At 39.7% G+C, this 12,033-nt stretch carries 9 protein-coding genes; 3 read left to right on the forward strand and 6 right to left on the reverse strand.

Annotated features, from left to right (window positions below):
• Positions 1-347: 347 nt before the first annotated feature.
• Positions 348-1,982: a hypothetical protein gene (locus SMSK597_RS08485; protein WP_001237548.1), complete on the reverse strand. Its 1,635-nt coding sequence runs from the start codon at positions 1,980-1,982 to the stop codon at positions 348-350.
• Complete coding sequence (locus SMSK597_RS08490; RefSeq protein ID WP_000569186.1) at positions 1,963-2,712, reverse strand: ABC transporter ATP-binding protein; 750 nt, start codon at positions 2,710-2,712, stop codon at positions 1,963-1,965. The genes SMSK597_RS08485 and SMSK597_RS08490 overlap by 20 nt, the downstream gene beginning before the upstream one ends.
• Before the next feature lie 286 nt (positions 2,713-2,998).
• Here SMSK597_RS08490 and SMSK597_RS08495 point away from each other — a divergent pair, with 286 nt between their 5' ends.
• The 3 genes from SMSK597_RS08495 (at position 2,999) to SMSK597_RS08500 (ending at position 5,821) form a co-directional block, all read left to right on the forward strand.
• A complete protein-coding gene (locus tag SMSK597_RS08495) occupies positions 2,999-3,760 on the forward strand; it encodes an IS110 family RNA-guided transposase (RefSeq protein WP_000453501.1) in 762 nt (253 codons plus the stop codon).
• Positions 3,723-4,166, forward strand: a complete 444-nt coding sequence (locus tag SMSK597_RS0102600; RefSeq protein WP_080551641.1) for a transposase — start codon at positions 3,723-3,725, stop codon at positions 4,164-4,166. Before SMSK597_RS08495 ends, SMSK597_RS0102600 begins: the two co-directional genes overlap by 38 nt.
• Before the next feature lie 200 nt (positions 4,167-4,366).
• Positions 4,367-5,821: an alpha-amylase gene (locus SMSK597_RS08500; protein ID WP_001181045.1), complete on the forward strand. Its 1,455-nt coding sequence runs from the start codon at positions 4,367-4,369 to the stop codon at positions 5,819-5,821.
• Positions 5,822-5,983: 162 nt separating this feature from the next.
• Here the strand turns inward: SMSK597_RS08500 and SMSK597_RS13880 are convergent, their stop codons facing one another.
• The 4 genes from SMSK597_RS13880 to SMSK597_RS08515 all read right to left on the reverse strand — a co-directional run bounded on the left by SMSK597_RS13880 (position 5,984) and on the right by SMSK597_RS08515 (position 11,977).
• Positions 5,984-7,255, reverse strand: coding sequence for an HNH endonuclease (locus SMSK597_RS13880; protein ID WP_000823398.1), 1,272 nt, complete (start codon positions 7,253-7,255; stop codon positions 5,984-5,986).
• Positions 7,256-7,325: 70 nt separating this feature from the next.
• Positions 7,326-9,944, reverse strand: a complete 2,619-nt coding sequence (gene alaS / locus SMSK597_RS08505; protein ID WP_000811744.1) for an alanine--tRNA ligase — start codon at positions 9,942-9,944, stop codon at positions 7,326-7,328.
• Positions 9,945-9,965: 21 nt separating this feature from the next.
• Positions 9,966-10,451, reverse strand: coding sequence for an LURP-one-related/scramblase family protein (locus SMSK597_RS08510; protein WP_000847067.1), 486 nt, complete (start codon positions 10,449-10,451; stop codon positions 9,966-9,968).
• Positions 10,452-10,717: 266 nt separating this feature from the next.
• Complete coding sequence (locus tag SMSK597_RS08515) at positions 10,718-11,977, reverse strand: TRZ/ATZ family protein (RefSeq protein ID WP_000870421.1); 1,260 nt, start codon at positions 11,975-11,977, stop codon at positions 10,718-10,720.
• Positions 11,978-12,033 lie beyond the last annotated feature (56 nt).

A 12,033-nucleotide genomic window follows, 5' to 3' on the forward strand; every position in this document is an offset into this window, starting at 1 on the left:
AACGGATTTTTATAAGAATAACTAGATGAAAGGCAAACCCCGAAGTATGAGAGAGCTCGCCAGTAACAATTTACTTTGTACACTATCCATAAATAGCAAACATCTCAAGCTCCATTAATCTTCAAAACATCTTAGATAAAATCTAGTCCAAAATTTAAACAATTGATGCTGTAGGATTTATACATTGTTATAAATTTCTAGTCGTTTTGTTCTTATGATAAGAAAAATGGCATAGAAAAACGAGTATATCCAACTACGGAAATGCTCGTTTTTTTGCTAGTTAGAAATGATTTTTTGCTCAGCCTCATTTCTTTTTATAAAATTTATCAAGCAAGCGACCAACTATCTCATCTTTTTTCTATTTCTACCAATATGCGTGACAGGTAGTAATGATAGTAAAAAATAGCAAGACCAAGCAGGAGGATAAGAGTTCCTACTCCCAAGCTAATGGCAAGGATAGGGGAGAGAGACCGAACCAAGAATAAGCTCCCGATTACAAGGGCCATCAGGATTACACTATAAATTAAGAGTAAAACTATTGCTACTATACCATTTGAACGATTCACCAGGTCGGTAATACTACTCCAATTGGTTGACAGATTCTTCACATCCTTAAAATAATGGTGACAAGAAAGGATGACACTGGCAAGGGTCCAGACTACAAGAAGGTAAATCATCGAAAGGATGGGCAAGCCTAGATATATAGAGAGACCAAGTAAAGTCAGAATTGGTAAAAAGGACTGGACAGCAAATATAATCCAAAATTTCACTTTCACATAACGAGCAAAGTCAAAGGGTAAACTCTTCAGAAAATCAAAATTTTCTCTCTCTAAAGACAAGGCAATTGAAGGCAGGCTGGTAATATTGTTATTGACAACCGCTATAAACATTCCTACAAAAAACAAGGGTAACCAGTATGGAGGATGAATGTCTGGGACTAACTGAGAATCTCGGATTTTGGAAATCAGACCAATCATCATGAGATAAGGAAGGAAAGCGCTTGTAAAAAGCACTGTAACCACGCCAGTTCCCTGTCCCAAGAGAGAGAGGTTGTAGCGCAAAACCATGCGGAAAAATCCCTTTTTAGTAGTTGAAATTCTCTCCTTGCTGCGACGTTCTTTTTTGACCTTCTCCTCACTATTAAGCAGGATAACGTCATAAAAACGAGGAAGGACCTTCTTTTTGGTCAGATAAAGCAGGAAGAGAGTTAGTCCTATCCAAGCGAGCAAACCCAAGATGGCTTCTGTCGAAAAAGGCTCCACTGCTATTTTGTAAAAGAGATGAATAGGATAAAGAAGAGGTGGAATGTCTCTAACTCTGTCAACTATAACTCCAGAAGTCGACTGTAGAAAGAGGACAAATATTAAAGGTATGAGAACTCCTATCCCAATCATCACATTGGCAAAAATAGACTGATACTTTCTGAAGACCGTAGTCTGAGCCAAGAAATGTACTGCCACTACCATCACTAAAATGACAGAGACAAATAATAAGGCCAAGGACAGCAGCATCAAAGGAAAACCCAGCCAAAGAGAAGGAGCTAGCCTAATGTAGAGGGCTAGAAAATAAGCTAGGATTGGTACAATTCCAGCTAGAGCTGGCAAGAGGACAGACAGGCCTTTAGCAATTATAATCTCTGATTCTTTAAAAGCATAGGGCCTATAAGATGCCAAGTCCTTACTCTCATAAAAGACATTGTAAAATGCAGTGAAAGAAGTTGAAAAGGCAAGCACTAGAAAAATAGCAACCATGAAACTAAAATGAACAGGACTTTCCTCAAAAGGAAAACGAAAGGCTATATTACTAAAAAAGATAAGTAATAAAAGACTGGAAAAAATGTAAGAACTTAGGACTCTAGCGGAAACATTTACTTTTTTCCCAGGATTCTTAGCCTGCTTCTTTCGTAGATTAGCCAGATTAGCTTCCTTAGATGAATAGAGGATATTGATATCAACTAATTTTTTAATGACCTTGAGACGCATCTGAAACCTCCTCTTTTCTACCAGCAAGGCTAAGGTAGATACTTTCCAAAGACTGGTCTGGGTGGTCTTTTCTCAAGTCCTCTACACTACCACAATAAATCAAATGTCCCTTTTTCAAAATAGCAATCCGATCACAGACTTGCTCGGCTACCTCTAGGACATGGGTTGAAAACAAGACTGTCTTGCCTTTTTGCGCATGCTCCTTCATCATCTGCTTCAAATCAAAGGCAGCCTGAGGATCCAAACCAGTCAAGGGTTCGTCCAAAACCCAAATATCAGGATCAGACAAGAGTGCCCCGATGACAAAGACTTTCTGACGCATTCCGTGAGAAAGAGTTTCAATAACCTGATAACGATTTTCAGCAAAATCAAAAACACTCAATAGCCTAGCTAGACTAGCCTCCAAGTCAGAGCTAGTCAGCTCATAGGATGAGGCAAGCAATTCCCAAAATTCATTGGCTGTTAAACGCAAAAATAAGTCAGGCGAGTCTGCTACGTAGCCAATCTTTCGTTTGATCGCCAAGCGATTTTCCGATAAATCCTGACCGTCTACCAAAATACGACCACTGCTGGGTGAAATGATACTGACTAGGGATTTTATAGTGGTCGATTTTCCAGCCCCATTATGGCCAATCAAGCCCATAATCTCCCCATTTTCAATCTGCAAATTGAGATTGCTCAAAGCCTCTTTATCACCATACAACTTACTAACATTTTGAAATTCAATCATGGGATGACTCCTATCTTTATCTATATTACATACTATTATACTAGCACTTTGATACAAAAAACTCCAAGCAGGCAGAGCCTGCTAACTCATGACAGAAAAAGAAGTTTAGCTTATAATGAAGATGAACAATACAAATCCGTGGTGTTTACTAGGGCTTTTCCTAGCCTGTACAAAAAACTGGATGAACAAGAGTCATGAGATAACTCGAATATGCCTTGAGCATGAAAATAAAATTGCAATTAGCCTCTTGTTCTATTGTTCAAATAGTTAACAGGAGGTTTTTATAATGGAAGTCATGATTGAAACGTGTTGTGGTATTGATGTCCACCAAAAATCTATTGTTTGTTGTATTCTAGATGGTCCACTAGATACCAATAAACCAAAGAAAATTCAGAAGAAATTTGGGACAACTACTGTAGCTCTTCGCAATGCCTTAGATTGGTTGGTAGAAAACCATGTCACACATGTCTTTTTTGAAAGTACTGGGCAATATTGGCTCCCTCTCTTTAATATCTTTTCAGATTCTGATCTCGTCTTAGTACTTGCCAATCCTCAACATATCAAGAATGTACCCGGTCGTAAGACAGACATGAAGGACGCTGAATGGATTGCTCAACTCGGTCGTTGCGGACTAATTGAACCTTCCTATATCCCTGCCCCTGAAGTGGTACAGCTTCGTTTATTGACACGTCGCATGCGTTCTTACAAGCAACGTCAAACTCAAGTTAAAAATGAAATTCACAATCTCTTACAACGGGCCAATATCAAGCTAACCAGTTATCTTTCTGATGTTTTTTCTAAGACGGGGCAAGCACTTTTAAAATTATTCATTAACGGAGAAACAATTAATGTAGACTCTGTTATTCCTTGTATCCAGAAGCGAGTGAAAGCAAGTCCAGAAGAACTCGTTGAAGCGATGGAAGGAAAGTTATCACTAGAAGACCGCTTCCTCTTAGACCAGAGCTTAGAGGAATGTCAGATGTATCAGGAACTCATTGAAAAATTGACCGATGAGATTCAACACTACATCGAAAAGGAGTTTCCCTGAGGAAAATAGGCTACTTCAAACCATTCCTGGTGTGAATGAAAACTGTGCTGCCACTATTCTAGCTGAAATTGGACCAACTGTTACAGCCTTTCCATCCGATGCACACTTAGCATCATGGGCTGGACTAGGCCCAGGGTCTTATGAAAGTGCTGGCATTAAAAAATCCTCACACATCACGCAAGGAAATCGATATATCAAACAGGCTTTGACCATGTCGGGATTAATTGCAGCACATTCTAAGGATCCAGCTTTTTCTTCTTTTTACAATCGAATTTCCCAAAGAGGAAGCAAGATGAAGGCGGTTATTGCTTGTGCTCATAAGATTCTCAGAATCATTTACAAACTACTATCCACCAAGCAGACTTATCAAAAAGAAAAGGCGCTAGGACTGAGGAAACAGTTCTAACGCCAAAACTAAAAAAATTTCAATTACAGTATAGCACAGGAAGTGATTTTTTGCGCTTTTTTACTGTTTTTTTTCAAATAAAAATCAATACTTTATTTTAAGTAGTTAAAATAGTTTCCTTCTATCTTATGCAAACGTTGGCGCTAACCAATACTTTATGATAGAATAAAGAACAAGATTGACAAGTAAGAGGAAACATCATGCAAAATCAAACACTCATGCAATACTTTGAATGGTATCTGCCCCACGACGGTCAGCACTGGACGCGCCTAGCTGAAGATGCTCCACACCTAGCTCATCTGGGGATTAGCCACGTCTGGATGCCACCAGCTTTTAAGGCAACCAATGAAAAAGATGTCGGCTATGGGGTCTATGACTTATTCGACCTAGGAGAGTTTAACCAAAAAGGTACTATCCGCACCAAGTATGGTTTCAAAGAAGACTATCTTCAAGCTATTCAAACCCTAAAAGCACAGGGAATCCAGCCTATGGCCGATGTGGTGCTCAATCACAAGGCTGCAGCCGATCACATGGAAGCCTTTCAGGTTATTGAAGTGGATCCTGTAGACCGTACAGTTGAACTTGGAGAACCCTTCACCATCAATGGCTGGACTAGCTTTACCTTCGATGGTCGCCAAGATACCTACAATGACTTCCACTGGCACTGGTACCACTTCACAGGTACAGACTACGATGCCAAACGCCGTAAGTCTGGGATTTATCTGATTCAAGGGGACAATAAGGGCTGGGCCAACGAGGAATTGGTCGATAACGAAAACGGTAACTACGACTACCTCATGTATGCCGACCTAGACTTTAAGCATCCTGAAGTCATCCAAAATATCTATGACTGGGCTGACTGGTTCATGGAGACGACTGGTATTGCTGGTTTCCGTTTGGATGCCGTTAAGCACATTGACTCTTTCTTCATGAGCAATTTTATCCGCGATATGAAGGAAAAATACGGTGAGGATTTCTATGTTTTTGGTGAATTTTGGAATCCCGATAAGGAAGCCAATCTAGACTATCTTGAAAAAACGGAAGAACGCTTTGACCTTGTCGATGTTCGTCTCCACCAGAATCTCTTTGATGCTAGCCGAGCAGCTTCCAACTATGACCTTCGTGGCATTTTTACAGATAGCCTGGTTGAACTCAAGCCCGACAAGGCTGTGACTTTTGTCGACAACCACGATACCCAACGAGGACAAGCCCTTGAGTCGACTGTTGAAGAATGGTTCAAACCAGCAGCCTATGCCCTCATTCTGTTACGCCAAAATGGCCTTCCATGTGTCTTTTACGGCGACTACTATGGGATTTCAGGGCAATATGCTCAACAAGATTTCAAAGAAGTCCTTGACCGCCTCCTAACCATCCGAAAAGATTTGGCCTATGGAGAACAAAATGACTACTTTGATGATGCTAACTGTATCGGTTGGGTACGTTCAGGTGCTGAACATCAATCCCCAATCGCAGTCCTTATCTCAAATGACCAAGAAAACAGCAAGTCTATGTTTGTCGGCCAAGAATGGGCTAACCAAACCTTTGTAGATTTACTTGAAAACCACCAAGATCAAATTACAATTGATGAGGAAGGTTATGGACAATTTCCAGTCTCAGCTGCTTCGGTAAGTGTCTGGGCAGCTAATACAATCTAATTGCCAATGATTATCAAGCCAGATCCAATTGGATTTGGCTTTTTTGTATTCACAAAAAGACCTACCCAAATGGATAGATCTTTAAACAACCTATATTTTTGTTAAAAATTATATCACTAATTGACACGTTCTGTTCTCAAACATTATAATTTTCATCTAAATCTATAAAATTTTATCTGATTTTGTTCTATTACATTTCCAACATAATGTTTGTAAATTACTTTCCGTAGACATTCCACCCTTTGAAACTGGAATAATATGATCCACTTCTAGCAATAATAAATCTTGTTGAGCAGTAGATGCTCCGCAATATTGGCAAGTATAACAATCCCTTTCCTTGACATACTCACGTAATTTTTTAGTCATTAATGCACGTTGAGCTTTAGCACTTTTCTTATACTTAACTTGCTCATCCATATAAGTAATTAATAATTCAATTATTTCCTCATTTAGTGTAAGTGAAGTAACTTGACTAGAATTACCACCTGCACTAACATATTGAAAAGTATAGGTAGGAAAATTAAAATTAATTTGGGGAACTTCAATGTTGGTATAATATAAAAATTCTTCTTTATAATACTTTAAAATAAACTGTGGAGGATTTAAACTATTTAAAATTCTTGCTAATCTATTATCAAGATTCTCTTTAGCATTAAGAAATCGTGATACTTGTTCACCAATCTCTTGAATACGCTGTAGATTTTCTTCGTTAGGCTTAAAATCAAAATACTTACATAAATACTTAAAAGGTTCTAACTCTGCATTTCTAACAACTTGTAGTGAAGCATTATAAACATATTTAGATTGATAATCAATAACGTTCCTATCACGTTGAATATTATACAAACTTGTATTTTGTCCTTTAGCTACATGAGCATACTTATATTTATCAAAACTTGTAGATTGTAAGCTTACCTCATCAAACTTCTCAACATATTTAGCTATTTCATTATATTCTGTAACAAAAGAATCGATTTGTATTTTATTCCGAATAAATTCATCACTTAAAAAGTAATGTTTTTTCATATTATAACGAACAAGCCTATAAATTAAATAAATCCAACCAATCCAAGGAATAAAGAACGCAACAATAAACTTGAGAATTTCATTATTTTTTCTTTTGAATTTATTTAATTTAATTTTATTTCGCTCTTCTTCTATTACACTTATTGGTATTTCAATCGATGAGGTCGATGAGTATATTTCATCTATCGGTTTATTTATTGTATCTCTGTTACTATTAACAGCTATAGCTTTTTTACTATCTTTAATATACAACCAATAGAAAAGGAAAGTAAATACGGAACTAAAAATAATTTGAGATATAAATTGTTGGAAGCCTAGTTGGTCAATAATTTTTTTGGAATCAAATATAAATCCAATTGTTCCCATACCAAAAAATATACTTAAAGCAACATAAATTTTTCTTTTCATAAGAATACTCTCTTAACAATATCTTTTCAACTCTTAATTTTTAAAATTATCAAAGAATTAATAATCGAGTTTACAATTTACCTGCTACTGCATCCAACAATTCTTGGATTTTAGCTTGGTTGCTTCCTCCTGCCATGGCCATGTCTGGTTTACCACCACCACGTCCATCGACGATTGGTGCTAATTCTTTGACAAGGTTTCCTGCATGAAGGTCTTTTATCTTGCTTGCTACAAGGACATTGACTTTGTCACCGATAGCAGCAACTAGGACAAGAAGATCAGAGTAGTCTTTTTGTTTCCAGTTATCCGCAAAAGTACGAAGGGCATCGGCATCTGATACAGACACTTGGCTAGCAATGTAACGGTGACCATTTACTTCTTTAACATCCTTGAAGATGTCGCCTGCAGCTGCAGCTGCGGCTTTTTCTTTCAACTCAGCATTTTCTTTTTGCAATTGACGAAGTTGTTCTTGAAGTCCTTCTACCTTGTGAGGGACTTCTTTAAGTTGAGGTGCTTTCAAGGTTGCTGCGACAGCTTTAAGAGCGTCTTCTTGTTCACGGTAGGCTTCAAAGGCTTCCTTACCAGTCACTGCCAAGATACGGCGAGTTCCTGAACCGATCCCTTCTTCTTTGACAATCTTGAAAAGACCAATTTCAGAAGTGTTGCCAACGTGGGTACCACCACAAAGCTCGATAGAGTAGTCACCGATAGTAACAACACGAACTTCCTTGCCGTATTTCTCACCAAAGAGGGCCATAGCTCCCATTTCTTTGGCAGTGTCAATATCCGTTTCAACTGTCTTAACTTCAAGTGCTTCCCAGATTTTCTCGTTAACTTGCTGTTCAATCGCGCGCAATTCTTCAGCAGTCACTGCTTGGAAGTGGGTAAAGTCAAAGCGAAGGAATTCAACTTCGTTAAGAGATCCTGCTTGTGTTGCATGGTTTCCAAGGATATTGTGAAGGGCAGCGTGAAGCAAGTGAGTCGCAGTGTGGTTTTTCATAACACGGTGACGACGATTTGTATCAATTGCCAAGGTATATTCTTGGTTCAAGGCAAGCGGTGCAAGAACTTCAACCGTGTGAAGTGCTTGTCCGTTTGGTGCTTTTTGAACATTGGTCACAGTAGCCACGACCTTACCTGACTCATCCAAGATTTGTCCGTGGTCAGCGACCTGTCCACCCATTTCAGCATAAAATGGCGTTTCCGCAAAGATAAGAGAGGCAGTTCCTTCTGATACAGCTTCTACTTCTGCATTGTCAGCCACGATAGCCACCAATTTAGAAGACAATTGGCTAGCATTGTAGTTGAAGACACTTTCTACAGTGATGTTTTGAAGGGTTTCATTTTGCATACCCATTGAGCCACCCTTGACAGCTGACGCACGCGCACGTTCTTGCTGTTCTTTCATGGCTGCTTCAAAACCTTCACGGTCTACAGTCATGCCAGCTTCTTCAGCGATTTCTTCAGTTAATTCAACTGGGAATCCATAAGTGTCATAAAGTTTGAATACATCTTGACCAGCAATGACAGATTGACCTTTTTCTTTCAAGTCAGCTACGATTCCTTGGGCAAAGTGTTGACCTGAGTGAAGGGTACGGGCAAATGACTCTTCCTCGCTCTTAACGATTTTTTCGATAAAGTCACGTTTTTCAAGCACTTCTGGGTAGTAGCTTTCCATAATCTTACCAACAGTTGGAACGAGTTTGTAAAGGAAAGGCTCGTTGATACCCAATTTTTGACCATGCATAGAAGCACGACGGAGAAGACGACGAAGAACATAACCACGACCTTCATTTCCAGGAAGGGCACCATCACCGATGGCAAATGACAAAGAACGAATGTGGTCAGCGATAACCTTAAAGCTCATGTTATCGCCATCTTGGTCATAAACCTTACCAGACAATTTCTCCACTTCACGAATGATTGGCATGAAGAGGTCTGTTTCAAAGTTAGTCTTAGCACCTTGGATAACCGCCACCAAACGCTCCAAACCAGCGCCCGTATCAATGTTCTTGTGTGGCAATTCCTTGTATTCGCTACGAGGAACAGCAGGGTCTGCGTTAAATTGTGACAAAACGATGTTCCAGATTTCAATATAACGGTCGTTTTCAATATCTTCTGCAAGCAGGCGAAGACCGATATTTTCTGGGTCAAAAGCTTCCCCACGGTCAAAGAAAATCTCTGTATCTGGTCCAGAAGGTCCCGCACCGATTTCCCAGAAGTTGTCCTCGATTGGAATCAAGTGACTTGGGTCCACTCCTACTTCAATCCAGCGGTTGTAAGAATCTTTATCATCTGGATAGTAGGTCATATAAAGTTTTTCAGCAGGGAAATCAAACCATTCAGGACTTGTCAAAAGCTCATAAGCCCAAGTGATGGCTTCGTCACGGAAGTAATCACCGATAGAGAAGTTCCCCAACATTTCAAACATGGTATGGTGACGCGCAGTCTTCCCTACGTTTTCGATATCGTTGGTACGGATGGCCTTTTGGGCATTAGTAATACGTGGATTTTCAGGAATAATGGTCCCGTCAAAGTATTTCTTAAGGGTTGCTACCCCAGAGTTGATCCACAAAAGAGTTGGGTCATTTACAGGAACCAAGCTCACTGATGGTTCTACAGAGTGACCTTTGGTCGCCCAGAAGTCAAGCCACATTTGGCGTACTTGTGCACTAGATAGTTGTTTCATATTGTCTCCTTATTTACTTGTTTAATGTGATTGGCTTTCCAGCATTTCCACATAGTCAATCGCGACACAGAGGGAAATGACTAGGTCTGCATAAGCGTCCTCCAGAACCGTTACGGTATAGGTAGAGGTCAAATGGAAGAGTTCTTTCTTGATTTCCGCAATCAGCTGATCGCGATCATCCAGCAATTTGAAATTCAAATCCCAGATATTGCCCTCGATACGAAGACCTAGATTATCAAACTCATACTTATCTCGCCAGAAGGTCAACTTCTTACGAATGACAAAACTCGAGCCATCCCGAAGCTGAATCTCAAAACGAGGAAGCAAGGTCAAGATTTCTTTACTGATCTGACTGACCTGTTCACCAGTCGCATCATAGATGGTAAAGGTTTTGGGAATCTTAAAGAATGATCCCTCCACCTGATAGGCAATTTCTCCCCTGTCATCCTTGATAGCGAAGCGTTCGCCTCCAAGACGAAACTTTTGTTTGACAAGAAATGTTTTCATCAACACCTCCAAAAACCAAAAGACAAGCTCATATCACGAAGGGCGAAAAACCGCGGTACCACCTTCATTCAATGAACTTGTCATTCTCTTATTCTTATGCAATTGTTAAATTGAGTAGCATGACTTTCTAGCTTAGATGGCTCGCAGCACCGCCATTTCTCTGGACTAAGATAACTGAAAATCAATTCTCAACTTTCTTATTATATCGTTTTTGGAGAGGTTCGTCAAGGTTAATGACCATGAAACATCAATGTTTTATTTTTCTTTTAAAGTTCTACCGTCAAAACTTGACCTTGCTTAACAACCTGTTCTCCTGCAATATAGACATCATCAACATCACTGGATTTGACAGCATAAACCAGGTGAGAGAGCATATTTTCTTGGGGTTGGAGATGAATTTTCCCTTGTGGTTGAATAACGAGAAAATCTGCCTGTTTACCTACTTCCAGACTTCCTATCTGATTTTCCATTCCAAGGACCTTAGCACCTTCGATTGTCAGTGCCTTGAGAGCTGTTTCGATCGGAAATTGGCTGGCATCCCCACTTTTCATCTTCTGAAGAAGGGCTGCAGTCCGTCCTTCCTCAAACATATCTAAATTGTTATTGGAAGCAACCGAGTCAGTGGCAATTCCGACTGCTACTCCCGCTTTTTGGAGCTGGATAATTGGAGCGATTCCTGATGCCAGTTTGAGGTTACTGATAGGATTGTGGGCAATAGACACTTGAGAGGTTGCCAAGCGTTCAATTTCTCGCTCATTTAATTCGACCCCGTGAGCAAAGACAGACGGATGGTCTAAGTAACCCAGTTCTTCTAGAAAGGCGAGGGGACGTTTGCCGTATCGTTTCAGGATAATGCCAGATTCCTCCTTAGTCTCCGCAACATGAATATGGATAGGAATATTCAACTCTTTTGCCATATCTAAGCTTTCTTCCAGCAAGTCTTTGCAACAGCTGTAAGGAGAATGAGGTGCTACCATGACCTTGAAATTTGGATTTTTATATCCAATAATTTCCTCAATAATTGTTCGAGTTCTGCTTATAGTCTCAGCAGTTGTCTCTGCCTCTGAAGAAAAAAGAGTCGGTGAGAAATAACAACGCATCTTGGAAGTTTTCACTGCCTGATAAATCTGCTCAATCTCCACTCCATTGGGATTATACATATCGTTGAAGGTTGTTGTTCCTGACTGGATCATCTCTATCATAGCTTCTTTAACCGCTCTTGTAGTCATGTCGGGAGTAAATCCTGCTTCTGCAGGCCAGATATAATCATTGAGCCATTCATGGAGATTACTATCATCCCGGATTCCTCGCAAGCCTGTCATAGCAGAATGGGTGTGGCAATTAACCAAACCAGGCATAATCCAGGCTCCCTGATAGTCTATAATCTGCTCAGCTTGCTCTAAAATCTCTGACTTCTCTTGACCAACATAGACGATTTGAGAATCCTTAACTGCTAAGATTCCATCCAAATAAAGATGGAAATCTTGGTCACAAGTCACGATATTTACATGCTGATAGACTTTCATTCTAGGCTCCTTTTCTAAAAGACAATTTATACTCTCTTCAAACCATGTCAGCCTCT

The organism is Streptococcus mitis SK597, assembly GCF_000148545.1.
GTDB lineage: Bacteria > Bacillota > Bacilli > Lactobacillales > Streptococcaceae > Streptococcus > Streptococcus mitis_C.